Origin of the sequence: Bradyrhizobium guangdongense (genome assembly GCF_004114975.1) — a bacterium.
Classification (GTDB): domain Bacteria; phylum Pseudomonadota; class Alphaproteobacteria; order Rhizobiales; family Xanthobacteraceae; genus Bradyrhizobium; species Bradyrhizobium guangdongense.
On sequence record NZ_CP030051.1, the window covers coordinates 3,153,872 to 3,172,184 of the forward strand.

Below are 18,313 nucleotides of genomic sequence, written 5' to 3' on the forward strand. Positions count from 1 at the left end.
CGATTTCGAGCGGCTCTGGCACGCTCCGTGCAAGGAAACAGACCGTTCGGTATCCTGCCGATTTCCAACTTCTGCCAGGGAGAAGATAATGACTGCCGTCGTTCAAAAGACAGTGCTGACGGGTTGCCTCGCGCCCATCGACAAGAATGGCCTCGAGCAACTGATCGCGAGCGGCAAGGCCAATCCGAAGGTCGTCAAGACCTTGAAATGCAAGACGGTCGCGGAAGGCAAATTCCGCCACGCCAACTACATCCGCAACCTGCCGCCCTACATCGTCGACGAGCCGCCGGGCCTCCTGGGTGACGATACCGCGCCCAATCCATCGGAGGCTTCGCTCGCCGCGCTCGGCTCGTGCCTCGCCGTCGGCCTGCACGCCAACGCCGTGCATCGCGGCTGGACCGTCAACAAGCTCGAGCTGGAGCTCGAGGGCGACCTCAACATCACCGCGGTCTGGGGCACCGGCGACGTCTCCGACAAGCCGGTCGGCTTCACCGATGTCCGCGTCAAGGTGGACATGGAATGCGAGGGCATCTCGTCGGACGACATCAACGCGCTGGTCGCCCATGTGAAGAAGTGGTCGCCGGTCGCCAACACCTTCACCCGCCCGGTCAATCTCGAGGTCGGCATCTAGGCTCACGGCAACAGGACATCAGGTGCGGAAGACGATCATGGGTTCACTGGCTTTATCTCGAACCGAAGTTATGGATCAGCCCGCACCGTCCATTGCGGGCGAGGTGGCGCGGATCGCACGCGAGCAACTCGCGCCGCTCGCCGCCGGTATCGACGACGGCACGGTCTATCCGGCCGAGGTGCTGCGTGCATTCGGCGCGGTCGGCGCCTGGAGCAGTCACGTGCCTCAGGAGGGACCTGCGGATTTGCGCTGCGCCATCCAGGCGATGGCGGCGATCGGCGAAGTCTGCGGCAGCACGGCCTTCATGGCCTGGTGCCAGAACACGCTGGTCTGGTACGCCGCCAACTCGACCAACGTGAAGCTCGCCAAGCGCTTTGGCGATGCCTTCTCGACCGGCCGCGTGCTCGGCGGCACCGGGCTCTCCAATCCGATGAAGAGCTTCTTCGGCATCGAGAAACTGAAATTGAAAGGGCGCAAGGTCGAGGGCGGCTACATCGTGCGCGGTGCGCTGCCCTGGGTCTCCAATCTCGGGCCGGGCCATTATTTCGGCACGATCTTCGAGCGTGAGGACGACAAGGGCACCGCAAGCGGCGGGCCCCGGACTGTCATGTTCCTGGCCGACTGCTCGGACCCCGCGATTACGTTGACACCGTGCAAGCCGTTTCTCGCCATGGACGGCACCGGAACCTACGGCGTGCAGTTTCGCGAGGTGTTCGTACCGGATGAATTGATCTTGGCGGATCCCGCCGAACCTTTCGTCAAGAAGATCCGCGCCGGTTTCATCCTGCTCCAGGCCGGCATGGCACTCGGCCTCATCAGGGACTGCATCAACATCATGGACGAGGTCGGCAATCCGCTCGGCCACATCAACCGCTATCTGCCGCAGCAGCCGGTGCACTTCCGCGATCTCGCGAGCGAGCTCGAGGCCGAGACCATGGCACTGGCGCGCGACCCCTACAATGAAGAGGAGACCTATTGGCGCAAGGTGATTGCGCTCCGTCTTCGTGCCGGCGAAGCCAGCGTCGCGGCGGCCCATGCAGCGATGCTGCATTGTGGCGCACGCGGCTATCTCAAGAGCCACCGCGCGCAGCGTCGGCTGCGCGAGGCCTATTTCGTCGCGATCGTCACGCCTGCCACCAAGCAGCTGCGCAAGATGCTCGCCGATTCCTGATCTTTGCGAGTCCACCCCCGAAAGACCCCCAACCTCAACGGAGAGGCTGCCATGACTGACGTTCTGATCACTGCCGTCGAACTCGCCGATCTCTTGAAGCTAGAGCCCTGTGTCGTGATCGACACCCGTAATCCCGACGCCTACGCCGCCGGACACCTTCCGGGTGCCGTCAACGTGCACGAGATCTTCACCTTCCTGGCGACCTCGACGCCGGAGGGCATCAGCGAGCTGAAGACGAAGTTTGCCGACGCCTTCGGCGCGGCCGGTCTCTCCGGCAAGGAGACGGCGGTGATCTACGAGCAGTCGATGAATTCCGGCTTCGGCCAGTCCTGCCGCGGCTATTACCTGCTCACCATGCTCGGCTACCCCAAGGTGAAGGTGCTGCATGGCGGCTTCGAGGCCTGGTCGGGCGCGGGCTTCCCTGTGACCAAGGATGTTCCGACACCGGCCAAGGCCTCGTTCGCCATCGTGCCCGAGGCGGGCGACATCCTGATCGACGCCAAGACCATGCTCGCGGCGGTCGGCAAGCCCGGCATCGCCATCCTCGACGTCCGCGACGTCGACGAGTGGATCGGCGACAGCTCCTCGCCGTACGGCAAGGATTTCTGCCCGCGCAAGGGCCGCATCCCCGGCGCCGTCTGGCTCGAATGGTACCGCATGATGAAGCCGACCGCCGAGGGCCCGCGCTTCAAGTCCAAGGACGAGATCCTGGCGGAATGCGCCACCGTCGGCATCTCGCCGACGACGCCGGTTTATCTCTACTGCTTCAAGGGCGCGCGCGCCTCCAACACCTTCCTCGCGCTCAAGAACGCCGGCGTGAAGGACGTGCGGATGTATTTCGGCTCCTGGAACGAATGGTCGCGCGATCCGTCGCTGCCGATCGAGCAGGGGCTGCCGGTGGCTGCCCAGGTAACAGGCAAAGCGGCATAGAACCTGCATGTTTCCCGTGGCCCGGTTGCACAAGGTGCAGCCGGACCACGATGGAATTTTGAGCCGACGCGGCGGCCAGCGAAGCACGCCGCTCGGATGTGACAAAGGGGCGCAGCAGCATGTCCATTTTCGACGATCCCTTGGATGCCGACCGCGATCTTCAGCGTGGTTGCAGTTGTGGCCTGCACCAATCCGCGGCGGAGCACGACCAGGCGGCGGCGCTACGCTGCGAGCCTGTCGAGAGCGAGGAGAAGCGTTACGAGGGCGTGGTTGCCTCCGCCGTGATGCGCGCGATGTTTCCGCAGGACATGGCTCGGCGCGCGTTTCTGAAATCGGTGGGCGCATCGACCGCGCTTGCGGCGCTCTCGCAATTCTTCCCGCTCAAGACGGCGACCGACCTGTTCGCCGATACCGGTGCGCCGGAAAAGAAGGACCTCAAGGTCGGCTTCATCCCGATCACCTGCGCGACGCCGATCATCATGGCGGCGCCGCTGGGCTTCTATGCCAAGCACGGCCTCAATGTCGACGTGGTCAAGACCGCCGGTTGGGCCGTGATCCGCGACAAGACCATCAACAAGGAATACGACGCCGCGCACATGCTGGCGCCGATGCCGATCGCGATCTCGCTTGGCCTCGGGGCCAACGCCATTCCGTTCACAGTGCCCGCGATCGAGAACATCAACGGACAGGGCATCGTGCTGGCGACCAAGCACAAGGATAAGCGCGATCCCAAGGACTGGAAGGGGTTGAAGTTCGCGATCCCCTTCGACTATTCCATGCACAATTACCTCTTACGCTATTATCTCGCGGAAGCCGGTCTCGATCCTGACACCGACGTGCAGCTGCGATCTGTGCCGCCGCCGGAAATGGTGGCGAACCTCCGCGCCGACAACATCGACGGCTTCCTCGCCCCCGACAACATCTGCCAGCGTGCGATCTATGACGGCGTCGGCTTCATGCATCTGCTTTCGAAGGAGATCTGGGACGGTCATCCCTGCTGCAGCTTTGCCGCGAGCCGCGAGTTCATCACCACGGCGCCGAACAGCTTTGCCGCGCTGACTCGCTCCATCGTCGATGCCACCGCCTATGCCTCGAAGGCGGAGAACCGCAAGCAGATCGCGGAAGCGATCGCGCCCGCCAATTACATCAACGCGCCGGTGACGGTGCTCGAGCAGGTACTGACCGGCACCTATGCCGATGGTCTCGGCGGCGTGAAGACCGACGCCAAGCGCGTCGATTTCGATCCGTTCCCCTGGCAGTCTTTTGCGGTCTGGATGCTGACGCAGATGAAGCGCTGGGGCCAGATCAAGGGCGATGTCGATTACAAGGCGGTCGCCGAGCAAGTCTATCTGGCGACCGACACCAAGAAGCTGATGACCGAGATGGGCCTGTCGCCGCCTGCGAGCGCCTACAAATCGTTCGCGGTGATGGGTAAGACCTTCGATCCGGCCAAGCCGGAGGATTACGTCGCGAGCTTCAAGATCAGGAAGGCGTCCTGAGGCAATGAACTCCTCCTTTCGCCTCCGGGCCGGCCTCGTCTCGATCGCGCTGCTCGCTGCCTTTCTCGGCATCTGGCATCTTGCGACGCGCTCGGCAGGGCCCGTGGCCACGATGAGCCCGGAATATGCCAAGCTGATGGGCCTGACCGCGACGCAGGGCAAATCCGCCATGCCCGGCCCGCTCGATGTCGGTGCCAAGCTGTGGGAGCATTTGAGGAAGCCGTTCTACGACAACGGGCCGAACGACAAGGGGCTCGGCATCCAGCTTGCCTATTCGATCGCCCGCGTCGGCACCGGCTATCTGCTGGCGGTGCTGGTCGCGATCCCGCTCGGTTTTCTGATCGGCATGTCGCCGCTGCTCAGCAAAGCGCTCGATCCCTTCATCCAGGTGCTCAAGCCGATCTCGCCGCTGGCCTGGATGCCGCTCGCGCTCTACACCATCAAGGATTCCTCGATCTCCGCGATCTTCGTCATCTTCATCTGCTCGATCTGGCCGATGCTGCTCAACACCGTCTTTGGTGTCGCCAGCGTTCGCAAGGAATGGATCAACGTGGCGCGGACGCTGGAGGTCGGCACCTTCAGGCGCGCCTTCACCGTGATCCTGCCAGCGGCGGCGCCGACGATCTTGACCGGCATGCGGATCTCGATCGGCATCGCCTGGCTCGTGATCGTCGCCGCCGAGATGCTCGTCGGCGGCACCGGTATCGGCTACTTCGTCTGGAACGAGTGGAACAACCTTTCGATCACCAACGTGATTATCGCGATCCTGCTGATCGGCATCGTCGGCATGCTGCTCGACCAGATCCTCGCGCGCTTCACGCGCATGGTCAGGTTTCCGGAGTAGGGCGCGATGACCGGCAAGTTCGTCTCGATCGAAGGTATCGCGAAGCGCTATTCCGGCGCGAGCGGTACGACGACAATCTTCGAGAATCTCTGGCTGTCGATGGCGCGCGGCGAGTTCGCCTGTGTGATCGGCCATTCCGGCTGCGGCAAGACGACGGTGCTCAACATCCTCGCCGGCCTCGATGAGCCGAGCGAAGGCGCCGTCATCGTCGATGGCCGGGCGATTTCGGGTACCAGCCTCGACCGTGCCGTGATCTTCCAGAGCCATGCGCTGCTGCCCTGGCGCACCGTGCTCGGCAATGTGAGCTATGCGGTCAGCTCGAAATGGCGGAGCTGGGATCGTGCCAAGGTGAGGGCGCATGCGCAAAGCTTCATCGATCTCGTTGGCCTCACCGGCTCCGAACACAAGCGGCCGTCGGAGCTGTCGGGCGGCATGAAACAACGGGTCGGCATTGCGCGGGCGCTGTCGATCACGCCGAAGATGATGCTGATGGACGAGCCGTTCTCGGCGCTGGATGCGCTGACGCGCGGCACGCTCCAGGACGAGGTGCGGCGGATCTGTCTCGAGACCGGGCAGACCGCGTTCATGATCACCCACGACGTGGACGAGGCGATTTACCTCGCGGACAAGATTTTCCTGATGACCAACGGTCCCGGCGCCGTGCTAGCCGAGATCGTCGAAAATCCCCTGCCGAGGGATCGCGGCCGCACCGATCTGCACCGCCATCCGCTGTACTATGCGCTGCGCAACCACATCGTCGATTTCCTGGTGACTCGCAGCAAGACCTTTGCCGCCGAGACGCCGCATCACGATCCCCGCAACGTGCCGATTGTTCACATCGGCAAGCCCGGCCTTGCGATCGCATCGAGCGGCGAAGAGCCGCGACCGACCTGGATATCCGGGACCAATCCCGGATTGAGTGCCTGACAAGGAGACGCCAACATGAAACGCGAAGACCTCACCGAGAAGCTGCTCGACATCAAGCGCGAGAAGGGCTGGAGCTGGAAATACATCTGCGAGAAGATCGGCGGCTATTCCGAGGTGCTGATCACAGGCGCGATCCTCGGCCAGATGAAGTTGACCAAGCCGCAGGCGGCGAACGCCGGCGAATTGTTCGGCCTGTCGAAGGCCGAAGTTGCGATGCTGAACGAGACCCCGATGCGCGGCATGCCGATGCCGCCGACCGATCCCCTGATCTATCGCTTCTACGAACTGGTCATGGTCAACGGCCCGGCGTGGAAGGCGTTGATCGAGGAGGAATATGGCGACGGCATCATGTCGGCGATCGACTTCGACATGGTGATGGAACGTCTGCCGAACCCGAAGGGCGATCGCGTCAAGATCACCATGTCGGGCAAATTCCTGCCGTACAAATATTACGGCGCCAGCGGCAATGTGCCGGAGTATGGATTTAAGGAAGGCTGAGACCTTCCGTCATCGCGAGCGAAGCGAAGCAATCCAGAATCTTTCCACGGCGGCAGACTGGATTGCTTCGTCGCCAGCGCAAAATTGCTTCGCAATTTCGTCGCGGGCTCCTCGCAATGACGGTGAAACCTGTCAGAGGATCGCGCCGGGCGTGTACTTGGCCGCCTCGGGCTTCGCCTTCGCCAGTGCGTCCACCTGCTCGGCAAAGTAGTCGACCTGGGCGCCGGCGTCGCCGGAATTGGCGCGGCCGTGCTCGAGCACTTGGGCGAGCTCGGCTTCGCTGAGGCCGAGACGCTGATCGGCGGCGAGACGCTTCAAGAGATCGTTCTGCACGATCTTGCCGGTGCGCAGATCGCGGATGGCCGCGACCGCGTGCTCCTTGATCGCCTCGTGCGCGCCTTCACGGCCTGCGCCTTTCTTCACGGCTTCCATCATCACCGTGGTGGTCAGCAGGAAGGGCAGATAGCGGTTGAGCTCGGTTGCGACGACGGCGTCGAATATTTCCATCTGGTCGAGCACGGAGAGCAGGGTCTCGAGCAGGCCGTCCATGGCGAGGAAGGCGTCGGGCAGCATGACCCGGCGAACGACCGAGCAGGAGACGTCGCCCTCGTTCCACTGATCGCCGGCTAGGCCCGCCGCCATGGCGAGATAGCCCTTCAGCACGACATGCAGGCCGTTGATGCGCTCGCAGGAGCGGCTGTTCATCTTGTGCGGCATCGCGGACGAGCCGACCTGGCCCTTGGCAAAGCCTTCGCTGGCGAGCTCGTGGCCCGCCATGAGGCGCAGCGTCTTGGCGAAATTGCCGGGACCGCTGGCGAGCTCGGTGAGCACGCTGACGGCGCGGAAGTCGAGGCTGCGCGGATAGACCTGGCCGACCGAATCGAAGCTCCTGGGCAGGCCGAGGTGCTTGAGAATCTGCTTTTCGAGCGCGCGCGCCTTGCCGGCATCGCCGTTGAACAGCGTGATCTGGTCGAGCCTGGTGCCGACCGCGCCCTTCAAGCCGCGCGCGGGATAGGTGTCGAGCACATTGACCAAGCTCTGATGCGACACCAGCATCTCCTCGCCGAACATGGCGATGCGCTTGCCGAGCGTCGTCACCTGCGCGGCGACGTTGTGCGTGCGCGCGGTGAACGGCATGTCGCGAAACTGCTTGGCGTGCCTGGCAAAGCGAATCAGGGCGGCGATGCTCTTGGTCTCGATCAGCTGCAGCCCGCGATAGACCTGGAGCTGCTCCACGTTCTCGGTGAGGTCGCGGCTGGTCATGCCCTTGTGCAGGTGCTCGTGACCGGCCAAGTCGCAGAACTCCTCGATCCTGGCTTTGACGTCGTGGCGCGTGATGCGCTCGCGCCGCATGATGGAGTCGAGATCGACCTGGTCCTTCACGCGCTCGTAAGCTTCGATTACGCCCTCGGGCACCGGGATGCCGAGGTCGCGCTGGCCTTTCAGCACGGCGATCCAGTAGTCGCGTTCGAGGCGAACCTTGCCCTCGCCGCTCCAGATGGCGCGCATGGCAGGCGAGGCATAGCGTTGGGCGAGGACGTTGGAAATGTGATCCTGTGACATGCCGCCCATTTGGCACCGCTGGGGGCCGGCTGCAAGTCCGGGAGGAGGAGCGGCGGCCGGGCTTCCATCGCCGTCTGCCGCCGCTGTTAAGCTTACTTTCCGGTCTTCACCTCGGCGGCTGCGACCGCGATCAACTCGCTCATCTTGGCGCGAATCGCCTGCTCGGTGATGGCGACGTTTTTGGCGGCGAAATCGGCCATGATTTTGCGCAGGACGTCGCCGTCGCCGGCTTCCTCGAAATCGGCCGCGATCACCTCCTTGGCATAGGCCGAGGCGGCTTCGCCCGAGATTCCGAGCTTTTCGGCCGCCCATAGCCCCAGCAGCCGGTTGCGGCGGGCTTCTGCCCTGAATTTCTGCTCCTCGTCGAGGGCGAACTTCTTCTCAAAGCCTTCTTCGCGCTTGTCGAATTCGCTCATGCGTCTTCCAATTCCTTCGGCTGAACGGACCCGGCGGCCCTCGTTGCGAGGGCTCCCGCCCATGCCTACATAGAGGGCACTATCGGCGAAACAACGAGCCGAAAAGCCGCAGGCAAGGCGGTATAAGTCAGCGTCGGATGGGCCGGATCGATTGTGCTGGGACAGCCAATCGGATAGGTTGCCTAAAGGCTTGGTTCCCGTTCTGTTTCCTCAGGTTTTCCGTCAGGTTTTCCTTGGGTTCGGATCGGTTCCAAACCGTTCACGGCAGCTCCGCTGTGGGTCGTAACCTGGTAACCGGAGCACACCAAATACATGGATTTCAACAAAACACGGTACATCCCAATGAGCCGTCGGCGTCGCATTTACGAAGGCAAGGCAAAGGTTCTGTATGAAGGTCCCGAGCCCGGTACCCTGATCCAGCACTTCAAGGACGACGCCACCGCGTTCAATGCGAAAAAGCATCAGGTGATCGAGGGCAAGGGTGTCCTCAACAACCGGATCTCGGAGTACCTGTTTCAGCACCTCAACGATATCGGGGTGCCGACCCATTTCATCCGCCGCCTGAACATGCGCGAGCAGTTGATTCGCGAGGTCGAGATCGTGCCGCTCGAGGTGGTGGTGCGGAACGTTGCCGCCGGCTCGCTGTCGCAGCGCCTCGGCATCGAGGAGGGCACCCAGCTGCCCCGTTCGATCATCGAATTCTATTACAAGAACGACCAGCTCAACGACCCCATGGTGTCGGAAGAGCACATCACCGCGTTCGGCTGGGCCACGCCCCAGGAGATCGACGACATCATGGCGCTCGCCATCCGCGTCAACGATTTCCTCACCGGCCTCTTCCTCGGCATCGGCATCCGCCTCGTCGACTTCAAGATGGAGTGCGGCCGGCTGTTCGAGAACGAGATGATGCGCATCATCGTCGCCGACGAAATCTCGCCGGACAGCTGCCGTCTGTGGGACATCAAATCGAACGAGAAGCTCGACAAGGACCGTTTCCGTCGTGACCTCGGCGGCCTGCTTGAGGCCTATACGGAAGTTGCAAAGCGCCTCGGCATCCTCATGGAGAACGAGCGTCCGCAGGGCACGGGTCCCGTGCTGGTGAAGAGCTGAAGAGGAAGATGACGTGAAGGCACGTGTCACCGTTACCTTGAAGACCGGCATCCTCGATCCGCAGGGCAAGGCCATCGAAGGCGCGTTAAAGTCGCTCGGCGTCGACGGCGTCGCCAGCGTGCGCCAGGGCAAGGTGTTCGACATCGAGCTAGCAGGCGCCGACAGGGCCAAGGCCGAAGCCGCGCTGAAGGACGCGGCCGACAAGCTGCTCGCAAATACCGTGATCGAGAATTATGCAATCGAGATGAAAGCATAAAGGCGGGCGGAATGTCCGAAGTGACGCCAGAGCTGATGTTCGAGGTTTCGAAATCGGTCCAGGCGCGGCTCGCGCAGGTCGATGGTAAAATCGATGAAATGAAGCAGGAAATCCTGGCGTTGCGGACGTCCCAGAATGCTGCTCGCCAAGACGTTACGAGTGTCTTTCAGGAGATCGCAGCAGTTCATGCCACCTTGGTGAGGCATGAAGGCCGGCTCGATCGCATCGAGCGCAGGCTCGAGCTCAACGAGACGCCTGTCCGATAAAACCGGACGGGCGCTCACAACCAGCCGGCGCGGCGGAAGCGCCAATAGAGCGCGGCGCACGAGATCGCCATCACGCCGAGCAGGGTGTAGTAGCCGTACTCCCATTGCAGCTCCGGCATGTTCTTGAAGTTCATGCCGTAGATGCCGGCAAAGGCGGTTGGCACGGCCAGGATCGCAAGCCACGAGGCGAGCTTCTTCGACACCGCCGTCTCCTGCGCCTGGCCCACCAAGAGGCTCGCCTCGAAGGCAAAGGCCAACACCTCGCGCATGGAATCGATCCGCTCCTGGACGTTGCGGACGTGATCGGTGACGTCGCGGAACAGCGGCTGCATGGCCTTCCGCACCATCGACAGCTCGTCGTGCTCCAACCGGCGGCAGACCTCGACCAGCGGTCCGATCGCGTTGCGCAGCCGCAGGAGGTCGCGGCGCAGCATGTACAATCGCTCGATCTGCGCCTTGCTAATCGGCTTCGAGAGCACGTCGTCCTCGATGCCTTCCACTTCGTCGTGAATGCTCTCGAGCACGGGAGAGTAGTTGTCGACAATGAAGTCGAGGATCGCATAGAGGATGTAGTCCTCGCCGCGGGCGAGCGCCCGCGGGCAACTTTCGCAGCGCTCGCGGACCGCTGTGTAGGAGGTCGAGGCGCCGTGGCGGACGGTGACGAGATAGCCTTCGCCGACGAAGATGTGCGTCTCGCCGAAGGTAATCCGGCCCTCGATCAGCTGCGCCGTGCGCGCCACGATGAACAGGGCCTCGCCGTATTGCTCGATCTTCGGCCGCTGATGGGCGTGGTCGGCGTCCTCGATGGCGAGGTCGTGCAGGTCGAACTGCTTCTGCACTGCGCCGAGCAGCGCGGTATCCGGCTCGTGCAGGCCGATCCACACCACATGGCCGGGCTTGGCCCGCCAGCTCGAGGCTTCGCTGATGGCGATGTTCGCGACGCGCCGGCCGTCGACATAGGCGCCTGCAGCGACGACGCCCTCGGTGGACACCGGTTCGGCAGGAGATATGGGCCGCGACGGGACATTCATGGCTTCCATCCCCGGGCAAGATCGTTGGGCACAGGCCTTGGCTATGGCCTGTGTACAAGGCCATCAAGCAAGGCTAGCACTGGTAAAATCCCCGTCAAATGGCTATGTCTCCTGATGAATTGGCCCGCGGGGCCAGCCCGATTCCAGCCATTGTCGGAACCCGAAGCATGAAAGCCGCCGTCCTCGTCTTTCCCGGAATCAACCGCGAGCGCGACATGGCGCGGGCGCTGAAGCTGATCTCGGGCCACGAGCCGGCGATGGTCTGGCATGCCGAACCGACGCTGCCCGCCGGCACCGACCTCGTGGTCGTGCCCGGCGGCTTCTCCTACGGCGATTATTTGCGCTGTGGTGCGATTGCCGCGCGGGCGCCCGTGATGGATGCGGTGCGCGATTATGCGGCCAAGGGCGGGCTCGCGCTCGGCGTCTGCAATGGTTTCCAGATTCTCTGCGAGTCCGGCCTCTTGCCGGGCGTCCTGATGCGCAATGCGCGGCTGAAATTCATCTGCAAGGATGTGCATCTGCGCGTCGAGCGCTCCGACTCGCCGTTCACGCGCGGCTACAATGCCGGCCAGGTGATCCGCGTGCCGGTCGCGCATGGCGAAGGCAATTACGAAGCGGATGAAGAGACCATCAAGCGGCTCGAAGGCGAGGGGCGGGTGCTCTATCGCTATTGCTCGGCCGATGGCGTCGTCGACGATGCCAGCAACATCAACGGCGCGGCGCATTCCATCGCCGGCATCGTCAACGACAGGGGCAACGTGCTCGGCATGATGCCGCACCCGGAAAACCACGTCGAAGACATCATGGGTTGCACTGACGGCCGCGGCCTGTTCGCGGGCCTTACCGCACATCTGGAAAAGGCCGCGTAAGCTTCATTGCGTCCTGGCGCGGGTGGTCACCCGTGCCGGGCCGTCGAATTATGCGTTCGGCGGCGGGAGCGACTTGCGCTTCATCCGCTTGATCGTGCCGGAAAACGTCAGCAAAAGCCGCTCGCCGGCCCTCATCTCCCCGCGCAGGAAGATCAGCGAGCCGCCGGCGCGGCTGACTTTGCCGGTGCATTCGATCAGCTCGCCCTCGCGGGCCGCGTCGAGGAATTCGCAGGCAAAATTGGTCGTCACCGCCCGGCTGTCCAGGACATGGGTGGCGATCGCAAACAGCGAATAGTCGGCGAACGCCATGTAGCAGCCGCCGTGGACGTTGCCGGAGCCGTTGAGGTGCTTCTTCTCGACGCGGAAGGCGCAGCGGACGCTGCCATCCGCCTCGATCCGGTGCCAGAAGGGGCCGACATGGGCTTCAAAGCTGTCGCGGATCCAGGTCCGCCAGCCCAGGAATTCGCCCTCGGTGGCGATGTGGAGATCGGGACGGCGGGGCGGGGGCGTTTTGGTCAATTCGTGCAAGGAAATAGGCCTTCAATTGCGGATCTTGAGTCCTTAAATCCGATCTGTCCACGCCATGCAATTGCTGTTCCCTCGGGCCGCACGCCCGCAAAACGTGGGACAGCGGGAAAATGCGCCATAAAGGGCTTTCCGGAAGCCCTCGATGTTCCTAAGAACGGCCAAACCGCCGCCGAAAGCCCCTGAAGCCATGAAGAACGAACCCAAGATCACCCCCGAGCTGGTTGCCGCCCACGGGCTCAAGCCCGATGAATATGAGCGCATCCTGAAGCTGATCGGGCGGGAGCCGACCTTCACCGAGCTCGGCATCTTCTCGGCGATGTGGAACGAGCACTGCTCGTACAAGTCCTCGCGCATCCATCTGCGCGGCTTGCCGACCAAGGCGCCCTGGGTGATCCAGGGCCCGGGCGAGAACGCCGGCGTGATCGACATCGGCGACGGCCAGGCGGTGGTCTTCAAGATGGAGAGCCATAACCATCCGAGTTACATCGAGCCGTATCAGGGCGCGACCACCGGCGTCGGCGGTATCTTGCGCGACGTCTTCACCATGGGCGCACGCCCGATCGCCTGCCTCAACGCGCTGAGCTTCGGCGCACCCGAGCATGCCAGGACGCGGCATCTCGTCTCCGGCGTCGTCGCCGGTGTCGGCGGCTACGGCAATTCCTTCGGCGTGCCGACGGTCGGCGGCCAGGTGCGCTTCCACACCCGCTATGACGGCAACATCCTCGTCAACGCGATGGCGGTGGGCCTTGCCGACGCCGACAAGATCTTCTATGCGGCCGCTTCCGGCGTGAACATGCCGATCGTCTATCTCGGCTCCAAGACGGGTCGCGACGGCATCCACGGCGCCTCGATGGCCTCGGCCGAGTTCGACGACAAGTCCGAGGAGAAGCGTCCGACCGTGCAGGTCGGCGACCCCTTCGCCGAAAAGCTGCTGCTGGAAGCCTGCCTCGAGATCATGGAGAAGGGCTGCGTCATCGCGATCCAGGACATGGGCGCGGCGGGCCTGACCTGCTCGGCGGTCGAGATGGGCGCCAAGGGCGACCTCGGCGTCGATCTCGATCTCGATGCGGTGCCGACCCGCGAGATCGGCATGAGCGCTTACGAGATGATGCTTTCGGAAAGCCAGGAGCGCATGCTCATGGTGCTCAAGCCCGAGAAGGAAAAGGAAGCCGAGGCGATCTTCAAGAAGTGGGGCCTCGACTTCGCGGTGGTCGGCTACACCACGCCGAGCAAGCGCTTCGTGGTCAAGCACGGCGGCGACGTCATGGCCGACCTGCCGATCAAGGAGCTCGGCGACGAGGCGCCGGTGTACGACCGTCCGCACGTCCCGTCCGTCGCACTGCCGATCGTGCATGCGCGCGAGGTGCCGGCGCCGATGGCGCTCGGCGCCGCCCTGGAGAAGCTGATCGGAACGCCCGACATGTGCAGCAAGCGTTGGGTCTGGGAGCAGTACGACCACGTCATTCTCGGCAATACCATGCAGCGCCCCGGTGGCGATGCCGCCGTCGTGCGCGTGCAGGACGGACCGAAGGGCCTGGCGCTGACTGTCGACGTTACGCCGCGCTATTGCGAGGCCGATCCTTATCAAGGTGGTATGCAGGCCGTGGCGGAGGCCTGGCGCAACATCACCGCGGTCGGCGGCAAGCCGCTCGCGATCACCGACAATCTCAATTTCGGCAACCCTGAAAGGCCCGAGATCATGGGCCAGTTCGTCGGCTGCCTGAAGGGCATCTCGGAAGCCTGCCGAACGCTCGACTTCCCGGTCGTGTCGGGCAACGTCTCGCTCTACAACGAGACCAACGGCCGCGCGATCCTGCCGACGCCCTCGATCGGCGGCGTCGGCCTGCTGGACGATTTCACCAAATCGGCCACGCTGGCGTTCAAGGCCGAAGGCGAGGCGATCCTGCTGGTCGGCGAGACCCATGGCTGGCTCGGCCAGTCGGTTTACCTGCGCGACATCTGCGGTCGCGAGGAGGGCGCGCCGCCGCCGGTCGATCTCGCCGCCGAGAAGCGCAACGGCGATTGCGTGCGCGGCACGATCCATGCGGGCACCGCGACCGCGGTGCATGATCTCTCCGACGGCGGCCTTTTGATCGCGCTCGCCGAGATGGCGATGGCGAGCGGCATCGGCGCCAAGCTGCTGGCGGCGCCGACGGCACTGGTGTCACAGGCCTATTGGTTCGGCGAGGATCAGGCGCGCTATCTCGTCACTGTGCCGGAAACCGAAGCCGGCCGCGTGCTCGCCAAGATGCGCGGCTGCGAGGTGCCTTGCGTGCGGATCGGCACCACGGGCGGCGATGCGATTGCGATCGCGGGCGAAGCGCCGGTGACGATCGACAACTTGCGGACCTCGCACGAGCGCTGGCTGCCGGATTATATGGGGGGGAAGGCAGCGTAAGCTGCGGCTACAAATTCCGTCATTGCGAGCGCAGCAAGCAATCCAGACTGGTCCCGCGCAGGGATTCTGGATTGCTTCGCTGCGCTCGCAATGACGATTGGAGATATCTTGGCCTCACAACACGTGCGAGGCGCCCGGAATTTTCCGTAGGCTCGCCGTCACGCCCCAGCTCAACATCACGGTCAGCACGAAGCCGATTGCGGCCTTCACGATCGCCGGCAGTTCATAGTCGAACAGCGCATACTGGATCCACAGCGCGATCGGGTAGTGCACCAGAAACATGCCATAGGCATCGGCCTGCATGCGGTCGAGCAGGGTCGGTCCCGGCGTCTTCGAATGCAGGAAGAAGGCGAGGATCGCCAGCAGGATCGAAGCCGAGAACAGCGCGAAGAACGTGCCGTAGAAGACATGGTACCAGTGCGGCAGCACGTCCGGATTATCGAGGATTTCGCGCTTGATGTAGATCATGCACCACATCAGGCAGTACGGGATCAGCGTCACGATTACCCAGAGCCAGCGGCTGTTCGGCAGCTGCCCATCGGCACTGGGGATGCCGCGATCGAAATTCGCAGCCCCCACGCTGACGCCAATGAAGAAATAGGCGAAGTAGAGCAGGATGCGGCTCGCCTGCACCGAGAACGGACCGAACTCGAACCACCTGTTGGCGCCGAAATAGACCAGTGCGGGCACATAGGCGATGATGGTGACGACCGCGAGCATCAGCCAGAAGGCGGCCGGCTGCTTGAATCCCCGGATCGAGATGCGGTTGCCTGGATCGACCAGATGCGTCGAGACCCGGTAGAGCAGGCTCGCGGTGAGGTCGAACGCCAATAGAACCCAGACGAACCAGATCGGGCCGCTCGGCCACGGTCCTGATGTGACGGTCTTCCACCAGAACGCCGCGAAGGTCAGCTCGGGATCTTCGCGCAGCGCGATCGCGTAATAGGCGAGCGGAATCACGGTGAACGCCGCCACCGCGAACGGCAGGCCGAGCCGCAGCAGGCGGTCGCGTAGGAAGACCTGCGGCGCCTTGCGCGCGATGCCGGGCCAGGTGAACAGGCCCGACAGGAAGAAGAACATCGCCATGAAGAAGCTGTCGGTGGCGAGCACGATGATGTCGAAGCCGATCCAGGACGCCGGATCGGTGTGACCGAAATGGGTGTAGGGAATGACGGCGTGATGCAGCAGCACCACCAGCGTCAGGAAGGTGCGGGCGCGGTCGAGCGACAGATTGCGTACCTTGGCCTTCGGTTCGGCATGCGTCTCTGCGGCGATCGTCGCAGAGTGTGACATCGTAATCATGGTCGCCCCGGTCGCGTGTCTATCCGGCCGGACTGTGCCGCCGGGAACCCGATTCAGCAAGGGCAGTTTGCGTTGCGAAAACTATCCGTCAGCCTGAAGGAACCAGTTCCCCATAAGGCCGTTAGCGTCCCCGAAAAGGTGAGGGGCCGCCGGTTGCGGCCGCCGATATGCGGAGCTGGCGATGACGATCTTGAAATGGGCGCTGATCTTCCTGCTGATCTCGATCGTGGCCGGCGTGCTCGGCTTCACCGGCATCTCGGCCGCCTCCGCCGATGTCGCCCGGTTCCTGTTCTATGTGTTCGTCGTGATCTTCCTGGTGCTGCTGATCCTGGGGCTCACGATCTTCAGGGCGTAGCGAGGCCGTCACGTCGGCCCTCGATCGCGCGCGAACGGCATGACGTGGGCCATCAGCTCCGCCAGGAATTCATCGGGACGATCGAACGGAATGAAGTGTCCCCCGCCGTGCACCCGGACGAATTCCTTGTGGGGCGCCGTGATCTGGTTGAAGAGCTGTTCGGCTGGCTCGCTCGGCGTGTTGTAGTCCGCATCGCCCTCGCTGAAGATCATCGGAATCGGAAACGAGAGTCCGAGCGAGGCGACGTCGCGCTTGAACATGGGGCCCTCGCGTCCGCGCAGATATCGTGCGGAGAAGGCCATGCCTTTGCGCCAGTTATACCAGTCCCGCAGCGAGAAATCCGGCATGAATAGGGGGGGGACGGGGCCCGCCAGCCGGAAGCTCTCGATGGATGGCAGGGCCAGCGCTTTGCTCCATTTGTCCGCAACCAGACGATTTTGCGGATTCATCAGAGGCCGTGCGGCAATCGGCGCCAATTCTGCCAGAGCCTCGCTGTTGCCGGCGGACTGCGCCAACTCTTGCAGATGCGTGATCGCGAGCTCGAACGACTTCTCGAATGTTGTCCTGCCGACCATCTGTCCCGTGCCGACATAGGCATAAAACAGATCCGGCCGCTGCTTGGCGATGTGAATGCCCAGGAACGAGCCCCAGGAATGCCCGACCAGGACGATCTTGTCCTTGTGTAGATGCGCTCGCAAATATTCGGCCAGCTCGACGCCATCCTGCGTCATTCGCTCCAGCGTCATTGATGGCGCGAGTGCCTCACCAGCGGCGCCATAGGTACGGCCGGCGCCGCGCTGGTCCCATTGCACGACGGTGAAATGCTTTTCCCAGGGCAGCCAGCCTGATGAGATCGGCCAGCTCGACCCTCCGGGGCCGCCGTGGACGAACAGGAGAACCGGGTTATCCCGATCCTCGCCGCGGATTTGAATCCATTGCTTGACGCCGCCGATGTCGACATATGCGCCCTCCTGCACGCCGTTGGGAGAGCGGATCGCGAGGGTTTCGGCGGCAAGATTTTGGCGGTAGGCGCGAAAACCAAATCCGGCAGCGGCGATCATGACGAAGACGCCGGCCAGCCCGAGCAACGAGACCCCGACCAGTCGTGCGGCCTTGCGTGGCATCTTGTGCCTTATATCGACTGGGAAAGCAGCCCGATGGCCGCCCTGGCCTTGCGGCGCCGTCAGTCTATCCCACTTCCTCGATCTTCACCTTGTCCGGATAGAAGGCGAGGTGGCCTGCTATTTCCGTCATCGCGGGGAACGGCGTCTCGTAGGTCCAGATCGCGTTGTCGAGCGTCTTGCCGTCGGCCTTGATGCTGTAATAGCTGGCGTCCCCCTTGTAGGGACAGTGGGTGGTGCGCTCGGTGCGCTCCAGCAGCGCCATGTTGGCATCCTCCCGCGGCAGATATTGCACTGCCGGATATTTGGCCTCTTTCAGCGTCAGCGCCCTGCTGCTCTCGGCAACGACGATATCGCCCGCCATGATGCGGACGCGGCGGGGGTTTTGGGTGATGGTGATAGGGTGGTCCGGCCCTGGAAGCTTCATGATTTCACGCCTTTTCGATCGATCTGCCGCGCGCGGCACTTTGTCGTGCCTTTATCCCGATGGGATCAGGGATATAGTGCCTGGAGGCGTGACGTAGAAGGCCGTTCACGCTAAGTTTGGCCCCGCCGGAGAGGGGACCCCGGCAGCGATTCGATGCCTAAGCCGTAAGCC

At 63.4% G+C, this 18,313-nt stretch carries 20 protein-coding genes; 13 read left to right on the forward strand and 7 right to left on the reverse strand.

Going from position 1 to position 18,313, the window contains the following annotated elements; all coding sequences use genetic code 11:
• Nucleotides 1-88 precede the first annotated feature (88 nt).
• The 7 genes from X265_RS14900 (at nt 89) to cynS (ending at nt 6,500) form a co-directional block, all read left to right on the forward strand.
• The gene (locus X265_RS14900; RefSeq protein ID WP_128965496.1) at nt 89-631 is read left to right on the forward strand and encodes an OsmC family protein; all 543 of its coding nucleotides are present in this window, start codon (nt 89-91) and stop codon (nt 629-631) included.
• A gap of 37 nt (nt 632-668) precedes the next feature.
• Nucleotides 669-1,802 (forward strand): acyl-CoA dehydrogenase family protein, encoded by a 1,134-nt coding sequence (locus tag X265_RS14905; RefSeq protein WP_164938593.1) that lies wholly within the window; start codon nt 669-671, stop codon nt 1,800-1,802.
• Between the two features lie 51 nt (nt 1,803-1,853).
• The gene (locus tag X265_RS14910) at nt 1,854-2,732 is read left to right on the forward strand and encodes a sulfurtransferase (protein WP_128965498.1); all 879 of its coding nucleotides are present in this window, start codon (nt 1,854-1,856) and stop codon (nt 2,730-2,732) included.
• A gap of 119 nt (nt 2,733-2,851) precedes the next feature.
• Complete coding sequence (locus tag X265_RS14915) at nt 2,852-4,231, forward strand: CmpA/NrtA family ABC transporter substrate-binding protein (protein ID WP_128965499.1); 1,380 nt, start codon at nt 2,852-2,854, stop codon at nt 4,229-4,231.
• A gap of 4 nt (nt 4,232-4,235) precedes the next feature.
• Complete coding sequence (gene ntrB, locus X265_RS14920) at nt 4,236-5,075, forward strand: nitrate ABC transporter permease (protein WP_128965500.1); 840 nt, start codon at nt 4,236-4,238, stop codon at nt 5,073-5,075.
• A gap of 6 nt (nt 5,076-5,081) precedes the next feature.
• On the forward strand, nt 5,082-6,002 hold the full coding sequence (locus X265_RS14925) for an ABC transporter ATP-binding protein (RefSeq protein ID WP_128965501.1): 921 nt from the start codon (nt 5,082-5,084) through the stop codon (nt 6,000-6,002).
• A 15-nt stretch (nt 6,003-6,017) separates the two neighbouring features.
• Entirely contained in the window at nt 6,018-6,500 is a 483-nt protein-coding gene (gene cynS, locus X265_RS14930; RefSeq protein WP_128965502.1) for a cyanase, read from the forward strand.
• 132 nt (nt 6,501-6,632) lie between these two features.
• Here cynS and purB read toward each other — a convergent pair whose 3' ends face one another.
• A complete protein-coding gene (gene purB, locus X265_RS14935) occupies nt 6,633-8,063 on the reverse strand; it encodes an adenylosuccinate lyase (RefSeq protein WP_128965503.1) in 1,431 nt (476 codons plus the stop codon).
• Nucleotides 8,064-8,155: 92 nt separating this feature from the next.
• The gene (locus X265_RS14940; RefSeq protein WP_128965504.1) at nt 8,156-8,479 is read right to left on the reverse strand and encodes a DUF1476 domain-containing protein; all 324 of its coding nucleotides are present in this window, start codon (nt 8,477-8,479) and stop codon (nt 8,156-8,158) included.
• Between the two features lie 342 nt (nt 8,480-8,821).
• Between X265_RS14940 and purC the strand changes: the two genes are divergently transcribed.
• The 3 genes from purC to X265_RS14955 are packed head-to-tail and all read left to right on the forward strand — an operon-like array spanning nt 8,822 to nt 10,111.
• Entirely contained in the window at nt 8,822-9,589 is a 768-nt protein-coding gene (gene purC, locus X265_RS14945) for a phosphoribosylaminoimidazolesuccinocarboxamide synthase (protein WP_172782948.1), read from the forward strand.
• A 13-nt stretch (nt 9,590-9,602) separates the two neighbouring features.
• Nucleotides 9,603-9,845: a phosphoribosylformylglycinamidine synthase subunit PurS gene (gene purS, locus X265_RS14950; protein WP_128965505.1), complete on the forward strand. Its 243-nt coding sequence runs from the start codon at nt 9,603-9,605 to the stop codon at nt 9,843-9,845.
• A gap of 11 nt (nt 9,846-9,856) precedes the next feature.
• Nucleotides 9,857-10,111, forward strand: a complete 255-nt coding sequence (locus X265_RS14955) for a hypothetical protein (protein WP_128965506.1) — start codon at nt 9,857-9,859, stop codon at nt 10,109-10,111.
• A gap of 14 nt (nt 10,112-10,125) precedes the next feature.
• Here X265_RS14955 and corA read toward each other — a convergent pair whose 3' ends face one another.
• Nucleotides 10,126-11,142 carry a magnesium/cobalt transporter CorA gene (corA, locus tag X265_RS14960; RefSeq protein WP_128965507.1) on the reverse strand — a complete coding sequence of 339 codons (1,017 nt, stop codon included), beginning with the start codon at nt 11,140-11,142 and terminating at the stop codon, nt 10,126-10,128.
• A 167-nt stretch (nt 11,143-11,309) separates the two neighbouring features.
• Between corA and purQ the strand changes: the two genes are divergently transcribed.
• Nucleotides 11,310-12,011, forward strand: coding sequence for a phosphoribosylformylglycinamidine synthase subunit PurQ (gene purQ / locus X265_RS14965; protein ID WP_128965508.1), 702 nt, complete (start codon nt 11,310-11,312; stop codon nt 12,009-12,011).
• 48 nt (nt 12,012-12,059) lie between these two features.
• Here the strand turns inward: purQ and X265_RS14970 are convergent, their stop codons facing one another.
• Entirely contained in the window at nt 12,060-12,539 is a 480-nt protein-coding gene (locus X265_RS14970; protein WP_164938594.1) for a PaaI family thioesterase, read from the reverse strand.
• 187 nt (nt 12,540-12,726) lie between these two features.
• Between X265_RS14970 and purL the strand changes: the two genes are divergently transcribed.
• Complete coding sequence (gene purL / locus X265_RS14975; protein ID WP_128969275.1) at nt 12,727-14,937, forward strand: phosphoribosylformylglycinamidine synthase subunit PurL; 2,211 nt, start codon at nt 12,727-12,729, stop codon at nt 14,935-14,937.
• 114 nt (nt 14,938-15,051) lie between these two features.
• Here purL and X265_RS14980 read toward each other — a convergent pair whose 3' ends face one another.
• Nucleotides 15,052-16,239: an acyltransferase family protein gene (locus X265_RS14980; protein WP_128965509.1), complete on the reverse strand. Its 1,188-nt coding sequence runs from the start codon at nt 16,237-16,239 to the stop codon at nt 15,052-15,054.
• Nucleotides 16,240-16,420: 181 nt separating this feature from the next.
• Here X265_RS14980 and X265_RS14985 point away from each other — a divergent pair, with 181 nt between their 5' ends.
• Entirely contained in the window at nt 16,421-16,594 is a 174-nt protein-coding gene (locus X265_RS14985; protein ID WP_092228199.1) for a DUF1328 domain-containing protein, read from the forward strand.
• An 8-nt stretch (nt 16,595-16,602) separates the two neighbouring features.
• On the opposite strand, the gene X265_RS14990 is transcribed toward X265_RS14985, so the two are convergent.
• Together X265_RS14990 and X265_RS14995 are read right to left on the reverse strand one after the other, a co-directional pair.
• Complete coding sequence (locus X265_RS14990; protein ID WP_128965510.1) at nt 16,603-17,718, reverse strand: alpha/beta fold hydrolase; 1,116 nt, start codon at nt 17,716-17,718, stop codon at nt 16,603-16,605.
• 64 nt (nt 17,719-17,782) lie between these two features.
• Nucleotides 17,783-18,142: a DUF427 domain-containing protein gene (locus X265_RS14995; protein WP_128965511.1), complete on the reverse strand. Its 360-nt coding sequence runs from the start codon at nt 18,140-18,142 to the stop codon at nt 17,783-17,785.
• Nucleotides 18,143-18,313 lie beyond the last annotated feature (171 nt).